Below are 24,717 nucleotides of genomic sequence, written 5' to 3' on the forward strand. Positions count from 1 at the left end.
CTTCCTATAGAACGGCGCCAGTATTTACTGGCGCTAGGTATATTGACTAAGGAACGAAAGTAGCTACGCCAATTTCGTTAACAGTCTCTGGTTTTGGCTCACTGCTTGCTGCTTTGGTTAAAATAGCTGATGGAGCGATATCGCGTCGTAAGTTCATTTCTGATTCTGTACGAATTAAGTCACCACGTAAAGAGTTAGGCAGCGCTTCAGTAATACGTACGTCAACGAACTGGCCGATCACCGAATGTGGACCAACAAAGTTAACAACACGGTTATTTTCGGTACGACCGCGTAATTCCATTGGATTCTTTTTCGATGGACCTTCAACCAAAATACGCTGTTCTGTATCGAACATTTGGCGGCTAATGTGCTGTGCCATTTGTGTAATACGGTTCTGTAACAGGTATAAGCGTTCTTTTTTCTCTTGCTCAGTTACGTCGTCTGGTAAATCCGCCGCAGGGGTACCAGGGCGTGCGCTATAAATAAAGCTAAAGCTCATATCAAACCCAATATCGTTGATAAGGTTCATAGTGGCTTCAAAATCAGCTTTACTCTCACCTGGGAAACCGATGATGAAATCTGAAGACATGCTTAAGTTAGGGCGAATTTTACGCAGCTTTCTAATTGTTGATTTGTATTCAAGTGCTGTATGGCCGCGTTTCATTAGGTTTAGTATACGGTCAGAGCCACTTTGTACCGGTAAGTGTAAGTGATCTACAAGCTCTGGTACGTCAGCATATGCATCAATAATATCTGGTGTAAATTCTACTGGATGCGATGTGGTATAACGAATACGGTCAATACCATCAATTGCAGCAATTAATCGAATTAAATCTGAGAAGTAGCAAATGTCGCCATCGTGAGTATCACCACGGTATGCGTTTACATTTTGCCCCAATAGATTTACTTCACGCACGCCTTGCTCTGCAAGTTGCGCCACTTCAAGGAGCACGTCATCAACTGGGCGGCTAACTTCTTCGCCACGAGTATAAGGTACAACACAAAAGGTACAATACTTAGAACACCCTTCCATTATTGATACAAACGCAGAAGGGCCCTCGGCTTTTGGCTCGGGTAGGCGGTCAAACTTTTCAATTTCTGGGAACGAAATATCAACAACTGACGAACCTTTATTCCCTTGCACTTGCTTAATCATTTCAGGTAAACGGTGCAGTGTTTGTGGGCCAAAAATAACATCTACAAATGGAGCTCGCTGGCGAATAGAATCACCTTCTTGAGAGGCAACACAACCGCCTACACCAATAATTAGCTCTGGCTTGTCGTCTTTTAACAACTTCCAACGGCCTAATTGGTGAAATACTTTTTCTTGTGCTTTTTCACGAATTGAACAGGTGTTAAGTAAGATTACGTCGGCATCTGTTGCATCTTCAGTTAGCTGGTAGCCATTGGTGGCATCTAAAAGTTCAGCCATTTTCTGAGAGTCGTATTCGTTCATCTGACAACCCCAGGTTTTGATATGCAGCTTTTTGCTCATTGAAATTTAGCCTCGTGTTCAATTCGATAATGGCACAAATATGTGCTTGAAACAGAATTAAGGAGCAAGCTTGCTCACTTAAAGGACGCGTATTTTAGCTGGATACCCGCCCAGATCCAAGTATAGTTTTCATGTTTGTGATCTCAAATCAAACTCAGACGAGTTTAATAGCTTGATAGTTATATACTCTCGCACTATAGCGGCGAGTTACGGTACAATTAAAATAGATTAACGTATTAACAAAATGATGAAAAACATGACTCAAAATAATGTGATAGTGGTTGGCGGCGGCATGGTTGGTGCGGCAATGGCAATAAAGTTAGCACAACAGGGAAAGTCAGTGCGCATTATCGAAAAACACCTAATCGATCCGCTTCATGTTTTGAGTAATGACAACGTTGATATAAGAGTATCAGCTATTAATCGTTTTTCTGAAAAGTTACTCGATGGTTTAGGGGCTATGCCCATTTTAAGAAAAGGCCGGATTGCGCCATACCAACAGTTAGAAGCTTTTGAACGCGGCGACGATAAATTGTTATTTGATTGCGCCGACATTAATACCACGCATTTGGGCCACTTAATCGAAAACAGTTTAATACAAGCCAGTTTATGGATGCAGTTTGAGCAATACGATATTGAAGTCATCGAGCAAAAACAGGTTGTTAGTAAAATTGAACAAAATGCCGATTCGATTACCTTGGTATATGGCGAGCAACGTTATACCGCAAGCTTAGTGGTTGCAGCCGATGGCGGACAATCACAATTACGAACTAAAGCAAATATTGGTGTAACCGGTTGGCAGTACCAGCAGCAATGTATGGGCGTACTTATTAAATTGGACGCACCTCAACAAATAAAGACATGGCAGCAATTTACGCCATCAGGCCCATTGGCTTTTTTACCTATGCAAGCACCTTACGCTAATTTAATTTGGTATGACGATGCCAACACATTAAACACATTTAAAGGATTAGATGGAGCACAATTAAAAAGTCATATTTTGGCTAAGTTCCCTGGCCTTGTAGGTGATTTTGAAGTGCAAAGTCATGCTGTGTTTCCAATTACTCGTCAACATGCTAATAATTATTCTTATGGTCGTTTGGTGTTAGTAGGCGATGCTGCGCACACTATTAATCCATTGGCTGGGCAGGGCGTTAACTTGGGTTTCCAGGACGTGGTCGCCTTAGCCACTATATTAAATGATGCAACCGACGTCGGATGCGCGTTAAAGCTGCAAGAGTACGAACGCGCCCGCCGAAAAGCTAACTTATTAATGATGAGTATGATGGATGCCTGCTATTTTGGTTTTTCAAACCAAATAGCGCCACTAAAATGGGCGCGTAGCCAATTTTTAAAAATGGCTAACAATACTGGGGTGGTAAAAAACTGGGTATTAAAGTACGCAATTAGCGGTGAATTTAGCTAAGAATATGCGTCTACATTTAAGATATGCATTTTACTCATTAAACCAATTTGTAATCCTTTGACTATTCAGCCCTTAAAATGAGAGCTTAAAAGTTATTTTAAAGCTCTTAATCCTAATTTTATTTCCCTTTTACGTATATTTGCCATACTCAAGCAATAAGAAGTCTTTAGTTTGAGGGCCTATGGAAAGTTTATTAATTGTAATCTTATTAGGTATTTTGCTTTTAGGTTTTAGCATTCAGCCAATAATAACAATATGCAAAAAGACTAAAAATATGGCATGGAGTTTACTTCTTGCTTTAGTTGTCTTATTTATTTTTGGGTATTGTTGGATATTACATTATTTTGCAAATAACACTTTAGATAACTTGGTCTTAATTAGTATCTCACTCATTTTATTAGGAGGGGGTATTTTTGTATTTCTAATAATGCGCCTCAGCTTAAAAAGTATTTTAGAAATAGAAAAGTCTGAAAATCATCAACGATTCCTAGCAGAGCATGACAGCTTAACAAGCCTCCCTAATCGCAAGTGTTTTTTTAATCTATTGATTCAGCATATTAATAATGAGCAACCATTTAGTTTATTTTTATTTGATTTAAGTAATTTTAAACGTGTAAATGAGCTCTACGGTAATAGCTTAGGAGATGAATTGTTGTGCATATTCTCCAAAACGTTAAATCTAAATTTATTAAAAATAGGTGAACTGCACCGAATTGGCGGTGATGAATTTGCGTTAATTTTAGATTCAGCAAATGAGCAAGATATTTATGATTGTATTGAAGTTATAAAGGGCTCTGTTGAAGAGCCTTTTTTCATTAGTGCGCAAAAAGTATGGTTAAAGCTAAAAGTCGGCGTTAGCTCATATCCTCAAGATGCGTTTTATGCCAATGAGCTATTTAAAAATGCAGATTTAGCTTTACTTGAAGCTAAAAGCACACAGCAGTTATTTGTTAATTATTTTGAAGGGTTGAGTGAAAGGGCTGATAACTTTCTTGATATGACTATAAAAATAAAAAACGCCCTTATAAACCATGAATTTGAGCTTTATTTTCAGCCAATATTTTGCACTCGTTTTGACGAAATACATGGCGCAGAAGTATTAATTAGGTGGCCGCAGAAGGACGGTTCGTTTATTACTCCTGATCAATTTATCAAAGTGGCTGAGCGTACGGGGATGATTCTTAGTATCACTCAATGGGTTGTAATTGAAACAATAAAAAATTTACAGCGTCTAAAATCGTTAGGTTTTACTGGCACCATGCACGTAAATTTATCAACACGAGATCTTGAAAGTGAGAGTTTTGTGGAGTTTATAGAAGAGCTTCTTAAAGAGGACCCTACGTTAAGTAACTACATTGTTTTTGAAATTACAGAAGGTGCAATGATGACTGACTTGGAGGCTGCTCGAGCAATGATGTATAAACTTAACAGTCGTGGATTTGAATTTAGTGAAGATGACTTTGGTACCGGGTTTTCTTCCTTATCTTTACTGCGAGAGCTACCTATAAATCAAATTAAAATAGATCGGTCTTTCATTAATAATATGCTTACTAAAATAGCTGATTATGCAATTGTAGAATCGACGTTATTTTTAGCACATAGGCTCAATTGTAATGTGGTTGCAGAAGGTATAGAAACGAAAGAGTTACAAGAAGCACTTAAATCAATGAATTGTGAATTTCTTCAAGGCTATTATTTTAGCAAGCCACTACCTTTAGAGCGCTTTATAGAGAAATACTTAAACAAAGACGCTAAAGCGTAATGTAGTTATAGCAATGCGCCATAAAATTTATGAGACTAAACTTGATGTTAGTAGTATTGAGATTTTTAATAAAACGACTAAGTAACTCAATTTTCACTATGAATCAGCAGTGTTTTTATTTACAGAATTAAATTATTAAACGTATTATTTTTTCAATCAGCTTCAGTACATTTATATCACGAGATGTTTAGCGACTGATCTTGAACTATGGAATTAGTAAATAATTGGATAATTTTTACAGAAAAATACTTTTTTGCTGATGGAATTGGTTATAAATAATAACATGGAAGAGAAATAGAAAATTGGCTGGGATACCAGGATTTGAACCTGGGAATGCCAGGATCAAAACCTGGTGCCTTACCGCTTGGCGATATCCCAACTTTAAATTTGGATGAGTTTTAGTTCTAATTAAGAACGTGGTGCGGAAGGAGAGACTTGAACTCTCACATCCTAAGATACTGGAACCTAAATCCAGCGCGTCTACCAATTCCGCCACTCCCGCAGTTCTATTCTTTAGCAACATTCTTTGGTAGAAGAAGTTGGCTGGGATACCAGGATTTGAACCTGGGAATGCCAGGATCAAAACCTGGTGCCTTACCGCTTGGCGATATCCCAACAAAGAAATATTTGATTGTTTTAGTTCTAATCAAGAACGTGGTGCGGAAGGAGAGACTTGAACTCTCACATCCTAAGATACTGGAACCTAAATCCAGCGCGTCTACCAATTCCGCCACTCCCGCATATAGTTTTATGTTTATACTCATAACGGAGTTATTCTTTAACAACACTCTTTAGTAGAAGAGTGTTGGCTGGGATACCAGGATTTGAACCTGGGAATGCCAGGATCAAAACCTGGTGCCTTACCGCTTGGCGATATCCCAACAAAGAATTAGCTGATAGTTTTAGTTCTAATCAAGAACATGGTGCGGAAGGAGAGACTTGAACTCTCACATCCTAAGATACTGGAACCTAAATCCAGCGCGTCTACCAATTCCGCCACTCCCGCATTTTTACTTTGAATAATCAAAGAAAGGTAGTTATTTTAAACTCTTCATTGAGTTGCAATTTAACTCTTGCAGAGCCAATTCTTAAAAAAGAAATGGTGGCTAAGACGGGATTTGAACCTGTGACCCCATCATTATGAGTGATGTGCTCTAACCAGCTGAGCTACTTAGCCATTGTTGGCTGGGATACCAGGATTTGAACCTGGGAATGCCAGGATCAAAACCTGGTGCCTTACCGCTTGGCGATATCCCAACAATAAACAACTGATAGTTTTAATTCTTATCAAGAATATTGGTGCGGAAGGAGAGACTTGAACTCTCACATCCTAAGATACTGGAACCTAAATCCAGCGCGTCTACCAATTCCGCCACTCCCGCACACAAGGTAGTTATTTTAAACTCTTCATTGAGCAACAAAAAATAAATGGTGGCTAAGACGGGATTTGAACCTGTGACCCCATCATTATGAGTGATGTGCTCTAACCAGCTGAGCTACTTAGCCATCTTTTTTGTTAGCACTTCATCGCTGAGTGCGGGGCGTATTATGCTGACATGACCCAAATTCGTCAACACCTTTTTTGCAAAAAAACACTTAACTGTGTTTGTTTGCAGGAAAATTAAGCTAACAGGCTAAATTTTAATAAAAACGCCGTTTTTTTAACACCGATTAAAGAGGAAGTATAACAGGTTGCGCTTTTTTAAAATTAACTTAGTGTTATTTATTCCCAAAAGCTGACAGTGTATATACGTTTAAAAAACAAAAAAGGCTCGTAAAAACGAGCCTTTAAAATTTATTTCCCTAAATAGAGGGAATAAATACTTATACGTTAAACAGGAAGTTCATTACATCGCCATCTTTAACAATGTACTCTTTACCTTCTTGGCGCATTTTACCCGCTTCTTTTGCACCACTTTCACCTTTACAGTTAATGTAGTCGTCATAAGCAATGGTTTGTGCACGGATAAATCCACGTTCAAAATCGGTATGAATTTTACCAGCAGCTTGCGGCGCTGTTGCACCTACAGGAATTGTCCAAGCTCGCACTTCTTTTACGCCTGCGGTAAAGTAAGTTTGTAGCTTGAGTAATTCGTAGCCGCCTCGAATTACAAGGTTAAGGCCTGGCTCTTCTAAGCCAAGGTCAGCCATAAATTCGAGTTTGTCTTCATCATCAAGTTCAGATAACTCAGATTCGATTGCTGCGCACACAGGGACAACCACAGCGCCTTCTGATTCAGCTATAGCGCGAACGCGATCAAGTAGTGGGTTATTCTCAAAACCATCCTCTGCTACGTTTGCAATATACATAGTTGGTTTGATAGTTAAGAAGTTAATAGAGCTGATAGCTGCTTTTTCTTCTTTAGTTAATTCTAACGATCGAAGTGTAAGGCCTTCATCAAGGTGTACTTTTACTTTTTCAAGCGCCGCATTTTGTTCTTTTGCCTCTTTATCGCCGCCTTTCGCTTTTTTAGCATTACGGAACATCGCTTTCTCAGCGCTGTCCATATCAGCAAGTACTAACTCAGTATTGATTACGTCAATATCGTCAGCAGGGTCAATTGTTCCTGCAACGTGAATTACGTTTTCGTCTTCAAAACAACGTACTACATGACCAATTGCATCAGTTTCACGAATATTCGCTAGGAACTGATTACCAAGGCCTTCACCTTTTGATGCGCCTTTTACAAGGCCTGCAATATCAACAAACTCCATACTTGTAGTAAGAATACGTTGTGGGTTTACAATTTTAGCAAGCTCGTCCAAGCGAGGATCTGGAACAGGTACCACACCTGTATTAGGCTCAATGGTACAAAAAGGAAAATTAGCGGCTTCAATACCCGCTTTAGTTAATGCATTGAAAAGCGTTGATTTACCTACGTTAGGCAAGCCAACGATGCCACATTTAAAACCCATAGTAAGATACCTTGTTTAGAATTCGTTTAACCGTGCACTTGGACTCAAGTTTATTAGGGTTTAAACGAATGAAGTCTGTTTTGTGCTTTTAGCACGCCGTCTTTTGCAAGTATTTCCATACAACGAACTGCTTCATCTACAGCAGCATCCATTTTTTCTTGGTCAACCTTTGGCGCTTTCCCAAGCACCCAGCCGGTAACCATTTCACGATGTCCTGGATGACCTATGCCAACACGTAAACGCATAAAATCTTTTTGATTTGCCATTTTTGCCATAATGTCTTTTAAGCCATTATGACCACCGTGTCCGCCCCCTTTTTTTAATTTGGCGACACCGGGCTCTAAATCCATCTCGTCATGTGCAACTAAGATATTTTCAACAGGGATTTTGAAAAAGTTGGCTAAACTACTGACCGCTTTACCACTTAAATTCATGTAAGTGGTGGGGATCAATAATTTGAATTCTTGGCCTTGGATTATCACTTTGCCAGTAAGGCCGTGATATTTAGGATCGTGTTTTAGCGTACAGTTGTAGCGTGCTGCGAGTTGCTCGATGAACCAAGCACCTGCATTGTGGCGTGTATTTGCGTATTCGGGGCCTGGATTAGCCAGGCCCACAAGCATTTGAATAGAATTCAAGGTGCGAGACCTTAAATATTATTCTGCAGCGTCTGAAGCTTCTTCGTCTTCAGCTGGAGCTGCTTTGTTTGCTTTGATTGTAACTACTGAAAGGTCATGGCCTTCGCCTTTACCTAATTCAACAGACGCAACGCCTGCAGGTAGTTGTAAATCAGAGATATGGATTGAATCACCAGCTACTAACTCAGAAACATTTACTTCAATGAATTCTGGTAATGCTTTTGGAAGACAAGAAATTTCAACATCAGTTAACTGGTGAACAACAGTTGCGCCAGCTTTAGTTACGATTTCTTCACCGATGAAGTGAAGAGGAACTTTAGTTGTTAATTTATGAGTTGCGTCTACACGTTGGAAATCAAGGTGAGTAAGCTTAGGCTTGAATGGGTGACGTTGAATATCTTTTAAGATAGCTTCAACTTTCTCGCCGCCTACATTAAGTGTAAGAATATGAGTGTAAAAACCTTCGTCTTCTTGTGCTTTGATCATATCTTTATGAGCAAAAGTAAGAGATAAAGCTTCTTTGTCAGCTCCGTAAAGGATTGCAGGAACTTTGTCTTCGCGACGTAGGCGGCGGCTCGCACCAGTACCAGTTTCTACGCGAAGTTCAGCGTCATATGTATAAGTTGTGTTAGACATGATGTCTCCAATTATTTAAAAGTTTAGGGCCTTTGCGACCAAGGTCCCTAGCCAAAAGGCGCGCTATCATACCACTGTGATTCAGTAAAATATACATAGCATACAAAAAAAGCGCCAAAAGGCGCTTTTGTTTTCAGCAAATACCTGAGATTAATGCTCAAACATCGCTGAAATAGATTCTTCGTTGCTAATACGACGAATAGTTTCTGCTAACATATCAGCAAGCGTTAGCACTTTTACTTTATCAAGCGCTTTAAGTTCATCAGATAAGGGAATTGAGTCGGTTACAATAACTTCGTCAATAACAGAATCACGTAAATTTTCAGCTGCTTTACCTGATAAAATAGGGTGAGTTGCATAAGCAAATACGCGTTTAGCACCATGTTCTTTAAGTGCTTCAGCTGCTTTACATAACGTACCACCAGTATCAATCATGTCATCAACAATGATACAGTCACGGCCTTCTACATCACCAATAATATGCATTACCTGAGAAACATTTGCTTGTGGGCGGCGTTTATCAATAATAGCCAAATCAGTATCGTCTAATAGTTTTGCAATTGCACGTGCGCGCACTACACCACCAATATCTGGAGAAACAATAACAACATCATCAAAATGACGTTCTTTCATATCTTCAAGTAATACAGGACTACCAAATACATTGTCTACTGGTACATCAAAGAAGCCTTGAATTTGCTCTGCGTGTAAATCAACCGTAAGTACACGGTCTACACCTACACTCGATAAGAAATCGGCAACAACTTTAGCAGTGATTGGTACACGGGCAGAACGTACGCGACGGTCTTGACGGGCATAACCAAAATAAGGAATGACGGCAGTAATACGACCCGCAGATGCGCGACGAAGAGCATCAACCATAACGATAAGTTCCATAAGGTTATCGTTTGTAGGGGCACAGGTTGATTGCAAGATAAAAACATCCGAGCCACGAACATTTTCATTAATTTGAACACTGATCTCACCGTCGCTAAAACGGCCAACAACAGCATCGCCTAATTCAATATATAAACGTTTTGCAACTTTTTGAGCTAACTCAGGTGTTGCGTTACCAGCGAAGAGCTTCATGTCAGGCACGGTAGGGTTCCTCAGGCACTGAAATTTTGGACTAACGAGCAATGATAAAAATCATTACGAGTTAACTTATGATTACTTTTACGTTACTTCATTGATCGAAAATGGCGGTTAACTCCGTATGAGCAGGAGAGATATTAGCATTTGATGCTACAAACCCCTGCCAAGTATGGGGGAGGTTAGCAAGTACATGGCTAGCTTGAGCTTGTGTATCAAACTCTACAAAACAACATGAACCTGTTCCGGTCATCTTCGACGGAGCGTATTTTAGCAACCACTGGAGGGTTTTTTCAACCTCGGGGCATAGCTTTTTAACTAAAGGCTCACAATCGTTGTGTAAAGTTTGCTGTTTCCAATCACCTGAGATTTTTGGAGTATCGCGTTTTAAGTCGGGGTGAGTGAATATTTTAGCGGTGCTTACATGCTGGTTTGGGTGCACAACACAGTACCATTTTTGCGCAAGTTCAACACGGTGTAGTTTTTCCCCAATGCCTTGCGCAATGGCGCTTTCACCACGTATAAATACAGGCACATCAGCCCCTAATTGTAACCCTAAATTAGCAAGTTTATTAATGTCATAATTAATATTCCACAATCTATTGAGCGCTAATAGTGTTGTTGCCGCATCAGACGACCCCCCTCCAACACCTCCTCCCATAGGCAGTCGTTTTATCAAATTTATTTTTACACCGTGCTTTGTTTTAGTATCAGTTTGTAACATTAAAGCAGCTTTATAGATGAGATTATCTTCAAGTGGTATGCCTTTAGTATCACCAGTGATTGAAATTGATGGTTCATCTGTTAACTCAAAAGAGAGCTCATCGCCGAAATTTAAGAAAGTAAATAAGGTTTCTAATTCGTGATACCCGTCATCTCGGCGCGCATTAATATGTAAAAATAAATTGAGTTTTGCAGGTGCAATAAGTGAAAAAAAGGTTTTGCTATTCATAGTTAATTAAATTGCCAGTCATATAGTTGAATTTTAATTTTAATTTTTTGGTGTTTGAGCGTCAGTTTTGTAGGCAACCAATAACCAGCGGTTTGTATATAATCAGCATAGTTTATTTGCCATTGTTTACTTTCATTATCTAACCAAAGTACTTGTTTCGAACGGCCAAGTTCATCAACTTGCAACGTTTGTGAATCAATAGTGCCTTTAAGCCAGTTATCAGCATTATTAACAGGTAAAGCAAAGCCAGTTAAGCGCTTAAGCAGCGCAGATGCATTGGTATCTACATAAACTTTATCGTCAAATTCAAGCTCAGCAACATTGCGCGACTGTTTTAGTTGTAAAATGCGTGTGCCAATAAATGAAGTCAGTACTAAATTATTGTTATTTTCTTGTTGCTGCCAATTTAAGTTTGCAGATTGGCGCTCATCGGGACTAATAAAAGCAAGTTTCCCCTCTACATGCCAAGTTTTTTGATTGGCGAGTTTACCTTTCCAGTTGTCGTAAACTGCTGTTTTATGGGTTAATTGTTGCGCGCAGCCACTTAAAAACATAAAAGTTATAGCTAATATTAAATAATGTCTAATCAAATGTTGTTCCTTACTTTCCATATTCCGCTGATTTTTGGTAAAATTGCCGCCTTTAAAGTAGGGCTCAGCAATATTTGGCAAACATGACCATAATAGCACTAGGTATAAATCACAAAACTGCTTCCGTAGAACTGCGTGAAAAAGTGGCTTTTTCGCCTGAGCAAATGTCAGAGGCGTTGCAGCAATTAAGTGGCCATGCCGACTTTAATGAAGCTGTGATCGTGTCTACCTGTAACCGAACAGAAATCTATTGTAGCCTTGCTCAGCAAAATTCCCAAACACTGTTAGCATGGCTTGCCAGTTTCCATGGTTTAGATGAACAGGAACTGAGTAATAACATTTATTGCCACGAGGGCAATCAAGCAATTAACCATTTAATGCGCGTTGCCTGCGGTTTAGATTCGCTTGTGTTAGGTGAACCGCAAATTTTAGGGCAAATTAAACAAGCCTATAATAGTGCTAAAACCCATGATGCAGTGGGTGTTACGTTTGATCGTTTGTTTCAAAAGACATTTTCAGTTGCGAAAGAGGTCCGAACTGAAACTAACATAGGCGCCAGTGCAGTTTCGGTAGCGTTTGCGGCTGTTAATTTAGCTAAGCATATTTATGGCAAGCTTGATAAAACCAATGTGTTATTAATAGGTGCAGGCGAAACAATAGAACTGGTTGCTAAGCATTTGTATCAAAATGAGCCACAAAATATTACCGTAGCCAATAGAACGATTGAACGAGCCCGCAATTTAGCCGATGAAGTGTCGGCAGATGTCATTGCATTAGCGCAGTTGCCAGAGCGTTTGCATAACGCAGATATTATAATAAGCTCAACGGCCAGTACACTGCCTATTATTGGTAAAGGGGTTGTGGAGCAAGCACTAAAGCAGCGTCGTAACAAACCGATGTTGTTTATTGATATTGCGGTACCGCGCGACATTGAAAGCCAAGTAGGTGAGCTAGATGCGGCTTATTTATACTCGGTTGACGACTTACAAACGATTGTAAGTGAAAATATGGCAGCGCGAGAACAAGCCGCACAGCAGGCACAGATAATTATTACTGAGCGCACCAAAGAGTTTTGTATGTGGATGCGTTCACTCGATTCTGTGGGGTTAATTCGTCACTATCGAAACGATGTTCAAACAATTAAGTCTGAATTAGTAGAAAGAGCAGTTAGCCAGCTTTCTAGTGGTAAAGACGCAGAAAAAGTAATTTTAGAATTGGCCAATAAGTTAACCAACCGCTTAATGCACGCGCCTACCCGTGCCATTCAAGATGCGGCTAAAAAAGGTGAAGTGGCTCAATTAAATCAGTTGAAAAAAATGTTAGGTATTGATCAGGAATAACCGTTAAATGAAAGAGTCTGTTTATAATAAATTAGAAACGCTAGTAGAGCGCTACGAAGAAGTACAAGCACTGTTGAGCGACCCGTCGGTTATTAGCGATCAAAATCGCTTTCGTGGCCTTTCAAAAGAATACTCAGAGCTTGAAGAAATAGTTAAAACTTTTTTAGCATATCAACAAACAAAAGAAGATTTAGCAAGCGCTGAAGAGATGCTTAAAGACTCAGACCCTGATATGCGAGAAATGGCACAGGAAGAGTATAAAGAAGCAAAAGCACAAATATTAAGTCTTGAAGATGAAATTCAGGTATTAATGCTTCCTAAAGATCCAAAAGATAATAACAATGTATTTTTGGAAGTCCGCGCAGGTACAGGGGGTGATGAAGCCGCTATTTTTGCCGGTGATTTATTTAGAATGTACAGCCGTTTTGCTGAAACGCAAAAGTGGAAATTAGAAGTAGTAACTACCAATGAAGGTGAACACGGTGGTTACAAAGAAGTCATTGCTAACATTAGCGGTGAAGGCGTATACGGTAAGCTTAAATTTGAGTCTGGCGTACACCGTGTACAACGTGTACCAGAGACTGAATCGCAAGGTCGTGTTCATACATCGGCGTGCACCGTAGCGGTAATGGCAGAAATACCAGAAGCTGAAGCAATTGAAATTAACACCGCCGATATAAAAGTAGATACTTTTAGAGCATCGGGTGCAGGTGGCCAGCACGTAAATAAAACTGACTCAGCAATTCGTATTACGCATTTACCTACTGGTGTGGTTGTTGAATGTCAAGATGAGCGTTCGCAACATAAAAACCGTGCTAAAGCGATGTCAGTACTTGCAGCACGTTTACAGCAAGCTGAAGATGAGAAGCGTCATGCAGCAGAAGCCTCTGAGCGTCGTAACTTAGTTGGTAGTGGTGACCGTTCTGAACGTATTCGTACATATAACTATCCGCAGGGACGTATAACCGATCACCGTATCAACTTAACGCTGTACCGCTTAAATGAAGTTGTAGCGGGTGATTTAGGTGCCATCGTAGACCCATTAATGCAAGAGCATCAGGCTGATTTACTTGCCGCAATGGGCGATGAGTAATAGTGAATCAAACTCTCGAGCAAGCTGTTGCTGCTGGCGCTAATTTATTAGCGCAAAGCAGCGAAAGTGCGAAATTAGACGCACAGGTATTACTTCTTCATGTTCTTGATAAACCACGTAGCTATCTTTTTACTTGGCCCGAAAGGTTGCTCAGTACAGAGCAACAACACTCCTTTGATACTCTTTGCGCTCGGCGATTAAGCGGCGAACCTGTAGCGCATATTACAGGGCAACGTGAGTTTTGGAGCTTAACCTTAGAAGTCAATGCAACAACGTTAATTCCGCGGCCAGATACTGAAACATTAGTTGAAGCTGCACTTGGTTTAGGAATTTCGGAAAATGCAAAAGTTCTGGACCTGGGAACAGGTACTGGCGCCATTGCATTGGCATTGGGTAGTGAAATGCCTTTGTGGAATATTACAGCGGTTGATAAAGTGACTGACGCTGTAGCGCTTGCAACTCGGAATCAACAGCGTCTAGGACTTAGTAATGTGCGTGTTAAACAAAGCAATTGGTTTAGCTCACTTGATAATGAATATTTTGATCTTATAGTGACCAACCCACCGTACATAGAAAGTAGTAACGAACATTTGGCTCAAGGCGATGTGCGATTTGAACCTTTATCTGCCTTAGTTGCTGAAGATTCAGGAATGTCTGATATTAAACAAATAATTACACAATCACGTGACTATTTGCTATCTAGTGGCTATCTTCTAATAGAGCACGGTTATGACCAAGGTTTTGCTGTTCGTGAATTTTTTAAAACGATGGCCTTTGTTAATATTAAAACGATAAAAGATCTTGGTGAAAATGACCGTGTAACGCTCGCACAGTGGCCATAATAAGCTTAATTATTACTGCATCCGTGTGTTAAATGTGTCATGTAGGAATTCTAATTATGATGGGTGACTTTTTATTTTCAGATGAGCCAGACACACCGGTGGATAACACCGATTTGGGCACCTGGAAAGTACTAATCGTTGATGACGAACCTGAAGTTCATGCAGTTACTAAATTGGCATTGAGTGATTTTGAGTTTCAAAATAAACGTTTAGAATTTATAAGCGCGTATTCTGGCGCTGAGGCTAAAACTTTAATTGATGAGCATAAAGACGCAGCAATTGTTTTACTTGATGTTGTAATGGAAACAGACGATGCAGGCCTGCAAGTTGTAAAATATATTCGTGAAACCGCAAAAAATAACCACATTCGTATTATTTTACGTACCGGCCAACCTGGTCAGGCACCAGAACGCCAAGTAATAGTTAATTTTGATATTAACGACTACAAATCAAAAACAGAACTCACCGCACAAAAATTGTTTACAGTTATCATGTCGAGCCTTCGTTCGTACCGCGATATTATTTCAATAGAACAATCTCGTGTTGGCCTTGAGAAAATAATAACTGCATCACGCAATATTTTTTCTGCACATTCAATAGAGCATTTTATAGAAGGAGTAATGCAGCAACTTACATCATTGCTTGGTATTTCAGATCAGGCTATGTACGCGACCACGCTTGTTGCACAAAACCCAGCATCTCAGAACAATAAAATGATTATTTGTTCAGGTACCGGTGAGTTTGAAAAAAGTGAAGGTAAAGACCTTGAAGAGGTGCTACACGCAGAGCAACTAAGCGCATGCCAAGAAGCGTTAAATAATCAGTCTATTATCTACAAAGATAATTACCTATTTGCTTATTGCAGCAGTGAATATAACCACAGCTCAATGCTGTTTATCACAGGCATTCCAAATACACTAACCGATACACAACGCAACCTCGTTGAAATTTTTGCTCAAAATGTACAATTAGCCTTTGAAAATGTTCAGTTACAATCAGAGATTGAGGCCACGCAACAAGAGCTTGTTTACAGATTAAGTGAAGCGGTTGAACAACGCTCTACTGAAACAGGTAATCATGTAAAACGTGTTGCACATATTTGCCATGCTTTGGCGCTTGGTTATGGTTTATCTAAACAGCAAGCTGATTTGATTAGATTAGCTGCGCCTTTGCATGATGTAGGCAAAGTAGGTATCCCCGATTCGGTATTAAATAAGCCCGCAAGGCTTGATGCACCAGAGTGGGAAGTAATGAAAACCCACACTGATAAAGGCTATGGGATTTTAAAAGGATCAGCACATGAAATTGTCAGTGCAGGTGCCACTATAGCCAAGGAACATCACGAAAAGTGGGATGGTTCTGGTTACCCTGAAGGTTTAGCAGGGAATAAAATTAATATATTCGGCCGCATTGTGGCATTGGCTGATGTATATGATGCGTTAAGGCACAAACGCTGCTATAAAGATTCATGGACGCTCGAGCGTGTTGTTGAAGAGATAAACGCACAAAAAGGCACGCATTTTGAACCAAAGTTAGTTGATGTTTTTAACGCAAACCTTGATGAACTTGAAATAATTATCAAACGTTACCCAGATTAATTTTATATAAATAGAAGAACAGAGGCATATGGATTATTTAGCAGTAAAGCACTCACACATGGCAATAGCAGCATTGAGTGTAGTTTTATTTTATATTCGATCTTTTTCACGAATGGGCAGTGGCAAAATTGCTCGTAATAAACTTGTATTTATTGGTAGTCATAGCATTGATACATTACTTTTAATTTCTGCATTTACACTCATGTATATGGGGAAGATAAACCCGTTTGAACAACACTGGTTATTAGAAAAAATTATATTAGTGGTTGCTTATATTGCTATTGGAATTATAAGCGCTAAGCAAACTAATTTTTTGGCTAAAGTATCTTACCTTATTGTAAATACGTTTGTTATTTTAGCTATTGGTTATTTGGCAACAGCCAAGTCAGCATTACTACTTTAAGCCTTAAATTAATTTACCGAGCTTTAGTATCTCTAAAGCTCGAATATTCCCTCCATGCATTTGGTCAAGTACATTTCGTTATTGGAATATATGGGTAGAATTAGGTAAACTACGCGTTCGTTTTCTAGAAATGTTGCAGTATTGATGACCACTTTTGGGTTTGATGAACACGATGACTCTTATATTGATGATGCTTACGATGACTTTACCCCTGCGGCAATCTATCGTTGCATTAAGGCTGAATCGAAATGGGATCCACAACTAGACTTAACAGCCGCTTTTGATGTTCTGGCTGATTTTGAAAAACAAGTTAATGCATTATGCATTGTTGTACCCGATTCTCATGAACGCTTAGATAAGTTGCTAGACACCTTTTACAGTACATGGCTATTTAGCGCTTCGAGTTTAAAAGTACCTGAGCATAAATTAAATAGCCTAAGCTACACCCTAACTATGCGTAGCGGCTCGCCAACTACTCTGGCAATTTTACTTTGTCATTTTTTACAACAGGCTAACCTCGATGCCAGTATGAGCCTAAATCAAGGCGATATAGGTGTTCATATTGCTATGAGCGATGAAGAAGGCTATTTGGTTGAACCAAGTAGCGGTCAGCAAAGTTGGTATATTATTCCTGAAAATGCTGATGAAGCTGAAGGGCAAGAACAAGAGCCCTTAGAACTTATTTTTGACGATGAAGTTTATAAGCTTTTCTTAGCGCAGCAAAAGTGGTCTTTCATTAGTGAAAATAAATTTGGCCACGCATTAACATGCGTTGAAATGTTAATGGAATTAATTGGCGACGACCCTTACGAAAGGCGTGACAGAGGGTATTTATTAAATCAGCTCGATTGCCCTAAAATGGCCCGCGATGATCTACAATTTTTTGTAGATGAATGCCCAGATGATCCAGCAATAGAAATCATCCAACACCAAATTGAAGAATTAGAAGATAATAATAAAACTCACCATTAATATTAGGGAATACCATGGTTGAAACACAAAGCGCATTAATCACCAATGATGCAGTTGTGCTTGGTTTACTTGCGGTTATTTTGGGGTTTATATTTAAAACCTCAAACAGCGAGCGCCCAGCATTAAAAACGTTCTATAAATATGTACCGGCTCTATTACTTTGCTACTTTTTACCTTCTTTGCTTAATACGTTTGGTATTGTCGATGGTAATAAATCGAATGTTTATTACGTTGCTTCACGCTATTTATTACCTGCCTGTTTGATACTTTTAACTATTAGCATTGATTTAAAAGCGATTTTAAACTTAGGTCCTAAAGCACTAATTATGTTTTTAGTGGGAACGCTCGGTATTGTTATCGGCGGACCCCTGGCTATATTAGTTGTGAGCGCGGTAGACCCTACAATTGTAGGCGGGCATGGGCCAGATGCTGTATGGCGCGGCATGACCACCGTAGCTGGAAGCTGGATTGGCGGTGGTGCAAACCAAGCCTCAATGAAAGAAATGTTTGAGGTGGGCGGCGATATTTTTTCAGTGATGGTCACCGTTGATGTCATAGTGGCTAATATTTGGATGGCAGTTTTGTTACTAATGGCAGCTAACCATAAGAAAATTGATGCTGCTACAGGAGCAGACACCAGCGCCATTGAAGATTTAAAGCAGCGTGTTGAAAAATACCATGCAGAGCATGCGCGCATGCCAACGCTGAATGACTACATGACATTGCTTGCTATTGCATTTGGTATTACTGGTTTAGCCCATTTTTGCGCAGACTTTTTAGGGCCGTTTTTCGCTAATAATTATGCGTGGGCAAAAGAGTACAGTTTAACCAGTAAGTTTTTCTGGTTAATTGTCATTTCAACTACCATTGGTATTAGTTTGTCTTTTACTAAAGTAAGACAGATTGAAGCATTTGGTGCATCTAAAGTAGCCTCAAGCTTTTTATACATTTTAGTTGCCTCAATTGGCTTACATATGAATGTAACCGCTATTTTTGATAACCCGGGCTTGTTTTTAGTGGGGGCTATTTGGATGCTAGTGCATGCTGGTTTAATGTTGCTTGTTGCAAAATTAATTAAAGCACCGCTTTTTTATATGGCAGTAGGCTCGCAAGCTAATGTCGGAGGCGCAGCGTCTGCGCCTGTTGTTGCGTCAGCATTTCACCCTTCGCTTGCGCCTGTCGGTGTTTTACTGGCTGTATTAGGTTACGGAGTGGGTACATACATGGCTTATATTTGTGGATTAATGTTGCAAGCAGTTGCACCTTAAGGAATTAAAATGAAAGATCAAATTATCAAAATTAATGATATTGAATTAGCAAACAACAAACCGTTTGTTTTATTTGGTGGTATGAACGTTTTAGAATCGCGCGACTTAGCCATGCGCATTGCAGAGCATTATGTAGAAGTGACGACAAAGCTAAACATACCATATGTGTTTAAAGCATCATTTGATAAAGCTAATCGTTCTTCAATCAACTCGTACCGTGGTCCGGGAATGGAGGAAGGGTTAAAAATATTTGAAGAAATTAAAAACACCTTCAACATTCCTCTTATCACTGACGTTCACGAACCGCATCAAGCGGCGCCGGTTGCTGAAGTGGTTGATGTTATTCAGTTGCCTGCTTTTTTAGCCCGTCAAACAGACTTAGTTGTTGCTATGGCAAAAACAGGTGCGATTATCAATGTTAAAAAGCCGCAGTTTTTAGCACCACATGAAATGCGCCACATCATTACTAAATTTAATGAGGCTGGTAATAATAATATTGCACTTTGTGAGCGTGGCTCTAGCTTTGGTTATAATAACCTGGTTGTTGATATGTTAGGAATGGATGACATGAAAGCAATGGCACCTGTAATTTTTGATGCAACGCATGCGTTGCAACGTCCAGGTGGTCGTGCAGATTCAGCTGATGGGCGTCGAGCTCAAGCGGCAGAGCTAGCCAGAAGTGGAATGGCTTTGGGGATCGCTGGTTTATTTATAGAAGCACATCCAAACCCTAATGAAGCAAAGTGTGATGGACCATGTGCATTAGCCCTTAGTAAATTAGAAGGCTACCTATCGCAAATGAAAGCGGTGGATGATTTGGTTAAGAGTTTTGCGCCGTTAGATACCAGCGCTAGCGACTTATAAAAAGTGACCGTATAATAAAAAGCGACATTAGTCGCTTTTTTTACACCTTAAATATACTCTTTCTCGTCATGGGTATATAATTCATGCATAAGAAAAACTAATTCAAAGCTTGGTTATTATGTCAAGACGAGTCCCCCCATTAAACGCACTCAAAGCATTTGAAGCTGCAGCACGGCATTTAAGTTTTACAAAAGCCGCAGAAGAGCTTTATGTAACGCAAGCAGCTGTCAGTCATCAAATAAAAACACTCGAAGAACATTTAGGTTTAAAGCTATTTTTACGAAAAAATCGCTCTTTATTATTAACGGAAGAAGGCCAAGGTTATTTTTTAGATATTAAAGAAATTTTTACGCAACTGATTGATGCCACAGAAAAGTTACTTGCGCGAGGGGCCAAAGGCTCATTAACGGTAAGTTTAACCCCTAGTTTTGCAATTCAATGGTTAGTGCCTCGTTTAAGTTTATTTAATGAGTTACACCCTGAAATTGACGTAAGAATAAAAGCACAAGACCAAGACGAAAATTCGTTAAGTGACGATGTCGATATTGCCATTTACTACGGGCGTGGCCACTGGAATGGAGTGCAAGCTTATAAGTTACATACAGAGTATTTAGTGCCATTGTGCAGCCCTATGTTATTGAGTGGCCCCAAACCACTTGATCAACCCAGTGATTTAGCACAGCACACCTTATTGCATGACACTACACGTAAAAATTGGAAAACGTGGATGAAAACTGCGGGTGTACGTAACGTACAAGTAAATCAAGGGCCTATATTTAGCCACTCTTCTATGGTGCTGCAAGCTGCCGTTCATGGCCAAGGCGTTGCAATTGGGAATAGTGTGTTAGCCAAACCAGATATTGATGCAGGGCGACTAGTTATTCCGTTTAGCCACAGTCTAGAAAGTAAAAACGCTTATTATTTGGTGCTTCGTGAATCACAAACTGAATTGGGAAAAATAGTGTCATTTAAAGAATGGATGCTAAGTTTGGTTGAACAAGAGCAAGAGTATTAATCATGATTGAATGGTTCAAAAGTCAAAGTCAACCCGCAATTGCGCAGTTTATTTTTGCCCATGGTGCTGGTGCTGGCAGTGATTCTGATTTTATGCAGCACGTGGCTGCACTGATCAGTGAGCAGGGTGTTGATGTTGGTTTATTTGATTTTGAATATATGCAAATTGCAAAGCAAACCAGCAAGCGACGCCCACCAGAGCGTGCTCCCAAGTTGCTTGCATACTATGAGCAAGTATTAACGCATGCCCAACCTAAATTACCATTGTTTATTGGCGGTAAATCAATGGGCGGGCGAATGGCGTCAATGCTTGCATGCACAACTAAACAGCCGATCAAAGGCGTTATTGCATTTGGTTACCCATTTCATCCACCAGGTAAACCAGACAAGCTTCGAACAGAACACTTTGCTGATATTCCTTGTCCTTTTTTAGTGTTGCAAGGTGAGCGAGATACATTTGGTACGCGTGAAGAACTAAAAACGCTGGCAATGCCAAAACAGCCCGACTATGTATGGCTGGCTGATGGTGACCATTCATTAAAACCACGTAAAAAAAGTGGCATTACTGAATTAGAAAACCGCCAAATAGCAGCTTCTAGTACAGCGCAATTTATAAACAAAATGTTGGGTAAATAATGACAAAACTATTTTTAATGGCAGGCAGTTTATTTTGTATGTTTTCGGTTATGTTGGGGGCTTTTGCCGCTCACGGACTGAAAAGTCGTCTATCAGAATATTCGATAGGTGTGTTTAAAACAGCCGCTGAGTATCAAATGGTGCACGGTTTAGCATTAATTGCAGTAGCTTTACTCTTAAAATGGGGTATTAACCTAAATTGGGCTGGCCACTTTTTTATAATAGGTACACTGCTTTTTAGTGGCAGCCTATATTTATTAGCACTGACAGGAATGAAGTGGTTAGGGCCAATTACTCCTCTTGGTGGGGTGTGCTTTATTATTGGTTGGATTGTTATTTTAGTGCAAGTTGCACGATTTAAGTTTTAAAAAGTTTAAGGGTTATTATGTCTAGTGTTGTGATTTATTGTCGCAGTGGGTTTGAAAACGATGCAGCTGCTGAAATAACATTTCATGCTGCTGAGCAGGGTTTTGCAGGGTATGTAAAAGCAAAACCTAATACAGGTTACGTTATATATGAATGTTTTGAAGCGCAGCATAGCGACGAAATAATCAAAAAAATCGACTTCAAAAATATGGTGTTTGCTCGCCAGTGGTTTGCCGGCACATTATTAGAAGATATGCCTTTAGAAGACCGTGTAGGCGCAGTTGTGCAAGCAGCTAAAGATTTTCCTTTATGCGCTGAACTACGAGTAGAGACGCCTGATACAAACGAAGGGAAAGAACTACTTACTTTTTGTAAAAAAATATCCACACCGCTTAAAAAAGCACTAGAGAAACAAAACACCGTGTTGCGTGAGTCAAAGGCAAATCGGCCTGTGATGCATGTGTTATTTTTGGAAAATAATACCGCATATGTTGGCTACTCATACAGCTATAACAATTCACCCAACTTTATGGGGATTTTACGTTTGCGTATGCCAAGCGATGGTCCTAGCCGTTCTACACTTAAACTTGATGAAGCGTTTAATGTGTTTATACCAGAGCAACAAAGAGAAACACGTGTTGCTGCAGGTATGCGATGTGTTGACCTAGGCGCATGCCCAGGTGGTTGGACATATCAGTTGGTGCGCAGAGGCATGTTTGTTAATGCAATAGACAATGGACCAATGAATGATAACCTAATGGAAACAGGGCAGGTTAAGCATTTTAGAGAGGATGGCTTTAAATATCGTCCAGAGAAAAGAAACATTACTTGGCTTGTATGTGACATGGTAGAAAAACCAACCAAAGTAACCAGCCTAATGATTGATTGGGCAGTTAATGCCTATGCAAAAGAGCTTATTTTTAATCTTAAATTACCAATGAAAAAGCGCTTTGACAGTGTATATGAGTGCTTAGCAATGATAAAAGAAGAGCTCGCTAAGTACGGTATTAGCTACGAATTACAAGCTAAGCATTTATACCATGATAGAGAAGAGATCACGGTACATTTAAATGTGACTAAAGTCCCTCAAAGCTTATACAGCTGATTGAAGACAAAAAATGGGCCGCTAGGCCCATTTTTATATACACACTGTTACTAAAGTAATAACTTCATTTTAGAGTTAGCTTCGGTATTTTGGTCGGTAATTATCTACCCACAGCCTTGTAGCACCGCATACCGCGACAGGCATAACAATTAGGTTAACAAATGGAATGGCTGTTAATAGCATAACAGCAAAGCCAAACCCATAAGAAAGCCCCTGTTTAGACTTTAAGTCGTTTTTCATTTCTTTAAAACTAATTTTATGGTTATCAAACGCATAATCTTTATACTGCACAGCGTACATCCAACAAGTAAATAAAACCCACAGAATTTGCCCTATTACCGGTAATACCCACAGTAATATAAAAAAGCCAATAGCACGTGGTAAGTAATAGCATAGCTTGGTCCACTCACGGGCAAGCATACGTGGTATATCTTTTATTAAATCAGCAAAGCCATCATCGTTAATTTTTTGACCCGTTAGGTACAATTCTACTTTTTCGCTTAAAAGTGCATTAAATGGGGCTGCAATAAAGTTTGTAATCACGGTAAACACCATACTATAACTAAATAGCACGACTAATACCGCAATTGGCCACATTAACCATTCTAACCAGCTTAGCCATTCGGGAAGCATATTGTTGATATAATTAAAACTGTCACTCAGCCACCCAAATAAGAAAAATAATGAACTACCGAATAATAAAATATTAATCAAAAGCGGAATGAGCACAAAGCGCTTTAATCCTTTTTGGCTTATTAATTTAAACCCTGAAAAAAAATATTCCATACCTTGTATGATCTGCACAACAACCTCAATCAATGTTTACAACTAAAGTTAGTATAAATAGCTTATTAATTTTGAACAGCTATTTTGCGTAACAAAGTGTTTAAAGCAAGGTATACGCATTTTTTATCAGTTCCTTATTTGAAAGTACTGAGTCTGAATCATTTAAAGCTGTAATTGTGTTAAAACACAATGCAGAGGTTGTTCATTTGTTACAATTCGGTATAGTTTCACAACATATAATTAATATAAATTTGAGATACTCAATGCAGTTAGTTGATTTAAAACCGAATGACCAGGATGTGATTAATGTTTTTGCTGATATCGACCGACTTATAAACTCTTTATACCCTGTAGCTACCGCGCAATCACTTACCTTAAGCGAACTAGATAAACCTAACGTTTATGCCATTGGGTTAAAAAATGATGACGGGATTGTTGCTTGTGGGGCAATTGTAATGCAATCAGGGGAACCATCTTACGCAGAAGTAAGACGCCTTTATGTAAACCCTAGTTACCGTGGGAAAGGGTTATCTCGCAGAGTTATGCAAATTCTTTTGCACTACGCAGGCGAAGAAGAAATACCATTAATTAGATTGGAAACCGGCCCTAAACAAATTGAATCGATTAAACTATATGAAAATTTAGGATTTAAACGTTGTGGTTGTTTTGGTTCTTATCAAGATAACCCGCAAAGTGTGTTTATGGAGCTTGGCTTAAGCCAATAACAAGCAGATTTAAAACACCTATATTTTATAGACTAAAGCTATGCTGTTTATTATTGTATAAAAAACAGCAGTTAGCAGTAAAAGTCGTTTATTTAAAGCTATACTTTACGTTACCTAAGCGAATAATTTTATTCGGTACTGAATACGTACTGTTTTTAAAAAACATCTGTAAGCTAAAAACAATAATGAAAGTGTGTG

The 24,717-nt window shown here is 39.4% G+C and carries 23 protein-coding genes and 10 tRNA genes; 15 read left to right on the forward strand and 18 right to left on the reverse strand.

Features of this window, described 5'->3' with window-relative positions:
- Positions 1–46 precede the first annotated feature (46 nt).
- Positions 47–1,495, reverse strand: a complete 1,449-nt coding sequence (gene miaB / locus MTP24_RS05235; RefSeq protein WP_010556002.1) for a tRNA (N6-isopentenyl adenosine(37)-C2)-methylthiotransferase MiaB — start codon at positions 1,493–1,495, stop codon at positions 47–49.
- A 244-nt stretch (positions 1,496–1,739) separates the two neighbouring features.
- Between miaB and MTP24_RS05240 the strand changes: the two genes are divergently transcribed.
- Together MTP24_RS05240 and MTP24_RS05245 are read left to right on the forward strand one after the other, a co-directional pair.
- On the forward strand, positions 1,740–2,921 hold the full coding sequence (locus MTP24_RS05240; RefSeq protein ID WP_243533102.1) for an FAD-dependent monooxygenase: 1,182 nt from the start codon (positions 1,740–1,742) through the stop codon (positions 2,919–2,921).
- 427 nt (positions 2,922–3,348) lie between these two features.
- On the forward strand, positions 3,349–4,683 hold the full coding sequence (locus MTP24_RS05245) for a bifunctional diguanylate cyclase/phosphodiesterase (RefSeq protein ID WP_243533104.1): 1,335 nt from the start codon (positions 3,349–3,351) through the stop codon (positions 4,681–4,683).
- Between the two features lie 303 nt (positions 4,684–4,986).
- Here MTP24_RS05245 and MTP24_RS05250 read toward each other — a convergent pair.
- From MTP24_RS05250 to lolB, 16 genes are all read right to left on the reverse strand, one after another.
- A tRNA-Gln gene (locus MTP24_RS05250) sits at positions 4,987–5,061 on the reverse strand.
- A gap of 39 nt (positions 5,062–5,100) precedes the next feature.
- Positions 5,101–5,185: transfer RNA gene (locus tag MTP24_RS05255), tRNA-Leu, on the reverse strand.
- 38 nt (positions 5,186–5,223) lie between these two features.
- A tRNA-Gln gene (locus MTP24_RS05260) sits at positions 5,224–5,298 on the reverse strand.
- A 40-nt stretch (positions 5,299–5,338) separates the two neighbouring features.
- Positions 5,339–5,423, reverse strand: a tRNA-Leu gene (locus tag MTP24_RS05265).
- A 66-nt stretch (positions 5,424–5,489) separates the two neighbouring features.
- Positions 5,490–5,564: transfer RNA gene (locus MTP24_RS05270), tRNA-Gln, on the reverse strand.
- Positions 5,565–5,604: 40 nt separating this feature from the next.
- A tRNA-Leu gene (locus MTP24_RS05275) sits at positions 5,605–5,689 on the reverse strand.
- Positions 5,690–5,783: 94 nt separating this feature from the next.
- Positions 5,784–5,860, reverse strand: a tRNA-Met gene (locus MTP24_RS05280).
- 5 nt (positions 5,861–5,865) lie between these two features.
- Positions 5,866–5,940: transfer RNA gene (locus tag MTP24_RS05285), tRNA-Gln, on the reverse strand.
- A 40-nt stretch (positions 5,941–5,980) separates the two neighbouring features.
- Positions 5,981–6,065: transfer RNA gene (locus MTP24_RS05290), tRNA-Leu, on the reverse strand.
- Between the two features lie 47 nt (positions 6,066–6,112).
- Positions 6,113–6,189 (reverse strand) — tRNA-Met (locus MTP24_RS05295).
- Positions 6,190–6,507: 318 nt separating this feature from the next.
- Positions 6,508–7,599, reverse strand: a complete 1,092-nt coding sequence (ychF, locus tag MTP24_RS05300) for a redox-regulated ATPase YchF (RefSeq protein WP_243533106.1) — start codon at positions 7,597–7,599, stop codon at positions 6,508–6,510.
- Positions 7,600–7,652: 53 nt separating this feature from the next.
- Positions 7,653–8,237 (reverse strand): aminoacyl-tRNA hydrolase, encoded by a 585-nt coding sequence (pth, locus tag MTP24_RS05305; protein ID WP_008133146.1) that lies wholly within the window; start codon positions 8,235–8,237, stop codon positions 7,653–7,655.
- Positions 8,238–8,255: 18 nt separating this feature from the next.
- Positions 8,256–8,873: a 50S ribosomal protein L25/general stress protein Ctc gene (locus MTP24_RS05310; RefSeq protein WP_008133144.1), complete on the reverse strand. Its 618-nt coding sequence runs from the start codon at positions 8,871–8,873 to the stop codon at positions 8,256–8,258.
- Positions 8,874–9,023: 150 nt separating this feature from the next.
- Positions 9,024–9,971, reverse strand: a complete 948-nt coding sequence (locus MTP24_RS05315; protein WP_008133143.1) for a ribose-phosphate pyrophosphokinase — start codon at positions 9,969–9,971, stop codon at positions 9,024–9,026.
- 88 nt (positions 9,972–10,059) lie between these two features.
- Positions 10,060–10,917, reverse strand: coding sequence for a 4-(cytidine 5'-diphospho)-2-C-methyl-D-erythritol kinase (gene ispE, locus MTP24_RS05320; protein WP_243533109.1), 858 nt, complete (start codon positions 10,915–10,917; stop codon positions 10,060–10,062).
- 2 nt (positions 10,918–10,919) lie between these two features.
- Positions 10,920–11,507, reverse strand: coding sequence for a lipoprotein insertase outer membrane protein LolB (lolB, locus tag MTP24_RS05325; RefSeq protein ID WP_243533111.1), 588 nt, complete (start codon positions 11,505–11,507; stop codon positions 10,920–10,922).
- 83 nt (positions 11,508–11,590) lie between these two features.
- Between lolB and hemA the strand changes: the two genes are divergently transcribed.
- The 12 genes from hemA to rlmM all read left to right on the forward strand — a co-directional run bounded on the left by hemA (position 11,591) and on the right by rlmM (position 23,008).
- Positions 11,591–12,847 carry a glutamyl-tRNA reductase gene (gene hemA, locus MTP24_RS05330; RefSeq protein ID WP_170865573.1) on the forward strand — a complete coding sequence of 419 codons (1,257 nt, stop codon included), beginning with the start codon at positions 11,591–11,593 and terminating at the stop codon, positions 12,845–12,847.
- A 7-nt stretch (positions 12,848–12,854) separates the two neighbouring features.
- Positions 12,855–13,940 carry a peptide chain release factor 1 gene (gene prfA, locus MTP24_RS05335; RefSeq protein ID WP_006794503.1) on the forward strand — a complete coding sequence of 362 codons (1,086 nt, stop codon included), beginning with the start codon at positions 12,855–12,857 and terminating at the stop codon, positions 13,938–13,940.
- Between the two features lie 2 nt (positions 13,941–13,942).
- On the forward strand, positions 13,943–14,782 hold the full coding sequence (prmC, locus tag MTP24_RS05340) for a peptide chain release factor N(5)-glutamine methyltransferase (RefSeq protein ID WP_243533113.1): 840 nt from the start codon (positions 13,943–13,945) through the stop codon (positions 14,780–14,782).
- A 56-nt stretch (positions 14,783–14,838) separates the two neighbouring features.
- Positions 14,839–16,380, forward strand: a complete 1,542-nt coding sequence (locus tag MTP24_RS05345) for a DUF3369 domain-containing protein (RefSeq protein ID WP_006794505.1) — start codon at positions 14,839–14,841, stop codon at positions 16,378–16,380.
- A 28-nt stretch (positions 16,381–16,408) separates the two neighbouring features.
- Positions 16,409–16,783, forward strand: coding sequence for a SirB2 family protein (locus MTP24_RS05350; RefSeq protein WP_243533115.1), 375 nt, complete (start codon positions 16,409–16,411; stop codon positions 16,781–16,783).
- Positions 16,784–16,927: 144 nt separating this feature from the next.
- A complete protein-coding gene (locus MTP24_RS05355; protein ID WP_243533669.1) occupies positions 16,928–17,755 on the forward strand; it encodes a tetratricopeptide repeat protein in 828 nt (275 codons plus the stop codon).
- A 14-nt stretch (positions 17,756–17,769) separates the two neighbouring features.
- Positions 17,770–19,023: a DUF819 family protein gene (locus MTP24_RS05360; protein ID WP_058428627.1), complete on the forward strand. Its 1,254-nt coding sequence runs from the start codon at positions 17,770–17,772 to the stop codon at positions 19,021–19,023.
- Positions 19,024–19,032: 9 nt separating this feature from the next.
- A complete protein-coding gene (gene kdsA / locus MTP24_RS05365) occupies positions 19,033–19,887 on the forward strand; it encodes a 3-deoxy-8-phosphooctulonate synthase (protein ID WP_006794509.1) in 855 nt (284 codons plus the stop codon).
- A gap of 118 nt (positions 19,888–20,005) precedes the next feature.
- On the forward strand, positions 20,006–20,902 hold the full coding sequence (locus tag MTP24_RS05370) for a transcriptional regulator GcvA (RefSeq protein WP_006794510.1): 897 nt from the start codon (positions 20,006–20,008) through the stop codon (positions 20,900–20,902).
- A gap of 2 nt (positions 20,903–20,904) precedes the next feature.
- Entirely contained in the window at positions 20,905–21,537 is a 633-nt protein-coding gene (locus MTP24_RS05375; RefSeq protein ID WP_243533117.1) for an alpha/beta fold hydrolase, read from the forward strand.
- A complete protein-coding gene (locus MTP24_RS05380) occupies positions 21,537–21,905 on the forward strand; it encodes a DUF423 domain-containing protein (protein WP_243533119.1) in 369 nt (122 codons plus the stop codon). The genes MTP24_RS05375 and MTP24_RS05380 overlap by 1 nt, the downstream gene beginning before the upstream one ends.
- A gap of 17 nt (positions 21,906–21,922) precedes the next feature.
- Positions 21,923–23,008, forward strand: coding sequence for a 23S rRNA (cytidine(2498)-2'-O)-methyltransferase RlmM (gene rlmM / locus MTP24_RS05385; protein WP_008133126.1), 1,086 nt, complete (start codon positions 21,923–21,925; stop codon positions 23,006–23,008).
- Positions 23,009–23,083: 75 nt separating this feature from the next.
- Here the strand turns inward: rlmM and cysZ are convergent, their stop codons facing one another.
- Entirely contained in the window at positions 23,084–23,812 is a 729-nt protein-coding gene (gene cysZ / locus MTP24_RS05390) for a sulfate transporter CysZ (RefSeq protein ID WP_039036810.1), read from the reverse strand.
- Between the two features lie 245 nt (positions 23,813–24,057).
- Between cysZ and MTP24_RS05395 the strand changes: the two genes are divergently transcribed.
- Positions 24,058–24,519: a GNAT family N-acetyltransferase gene (locus MTP24_RS05395; protein ID WP_006794515.1), complete on the forward strand. Its 462-nt coding sequence runs from the start codon at positions 24,058–24,060 to the stop codon at positions 24,517–24,519.
- Positions 24,520–24,717: the final 198 nt, after the last annotated feature.

The sequence above is a fragment of the Pseudoalteromonas sp. APM04 genome (assembly GCF_022809815.1).
Classification (GTDB): domain Bacteria; phylum Pseudomonadota; class Gammaproteobacteria; order Enterobacterales; family Alteromonadaceae; genus Pseudoalteromonas; species Pseudoalteromonas marina.

Excerpts from the sequence above, each read along its gene's own strand:
- MTP24_RS05360 (WP_058428627.1), top strand. The coding sequence starts at position 17,770 with ATGGTTGAAACACAAAGCGCATTAATCACCAATGATGCAGTTGTGCTT.
- MTP24_RS05345 (WP_006794505.1), top strand. The coding sequence starts at position 14,839 with ATGATGGGTGACTTTTTATTTTCAGATGAGCCAGACACACCGGTGGAT.
- prfA (WP_006794503.1), top strand. The coding sequence starts at position 12,855 with ATGAAAGAGTCTGTTTATAATAAATTAGAAACGCTAGTAGAGCGCTAC.
- MTP24_RS05370 (WP_006794510.1), top strand. The coding sequence starts at position 20,006 with ATGTCAAGACGAGTCCCCCCATTAAACGCACTCAAAGCATTTGAAGCT.
- MTP24_RS05380 (WP_243533119.1), top strand. The coding sequence starts at position 21,537 with ATGACAAAACTATTTTTAATGGCAGGCAGTTTATTTTGTATGTTTTCG.
- ychF (WP_243533106.1), bottom strand. The coding sequence starts at position 7,599 with ATGGGTTTTAAATGTGGCATCGTTGGCTTGCCTAACGTAGGTAAATCA.
- MTP24_RS05310 (WP_008133144.1), bottom strand. The coding sequence starts at position 8,873 with ATGTCTAACACAACTTATACATATGACGCTGAACTTCGCGTAGAAACT.
- ispE (WP_243533109.1), bottom strand. The coding sequence starts at position 10,917 with ATGAATAGCAAAACCTTTTTTTCACTTATTGCACCTGCAAAACTCAAT.
- MTP24_RS05355 (WP_243533669.1), top strand. The coding sequence starts at position 16,928 with ATGACCACTTTTGGGTTTGATGAACACGATGACTCTTATATTGATGAT.
- MTP24_RS05395 (WP_006794515.1), top strand. The coding sequence starts at position 24,058 with ATGCAGTTAGTTGATTTAAAACCGAATGACCAGGATGTGATTAATGTT.
- MTP24_RS05350 (WP_243533115.1), top strand. The coding sequence starts at position 16,409 with ATGGATTATTTAGCAGTAAAGCACTCACACATGGCAATAGCAGCATTG.
- MTP24_RS05375 (WP_243533117.1), top strand. The coding sequence starts at position 20,905 with ATGATTGAATGGTTCAAAAGTCAAAGTCAACCCGCAATTGCGCAGTTT.
- rlmM (WP_008133126.1), top strand. The coding sequence starts at position 21,923 with ATGTCTAGTGTTGTGATTTATTGTCGCAGTGGGTTTGAAAACGATGCA.
- hemA (WP_170865573.1), top strand. The coding sequence starts at position 11,591 with ATGACCATAATAGCACTAGGTATAAATCACAAAACTGCTTCCGTAGAA.
- MTP24_RS05245 (WP_243533104.1), top strand. The coding sequence starts at position 3,349 with ATGCGCCTCAGCTTAAAAAGTATTTTAGAAATAGAAAAGTCTGAAAAT.
- miaB (WP_010556002.1), bottom strand. The coding sequence starts at position 1,495 with ATGAGCAAAAAGCTGCATATCAAAACCTGGGGTTGTCAGATGAACGAA.
- MTP24_RS05240 (WP_243533102.1), top strand. The coding sequence starts at position 1,740 with ATGATGAAAAACATGACTCAAAATAATGTGATAGTGGTTGGCGGCGGC.
- kdsA (WP_006794509.1), top strand. The coding sequence starts at position 19,033 with ATGAAAGATCAAATTATCAAAATTAATGATATTGAATTAGCAAACAAC.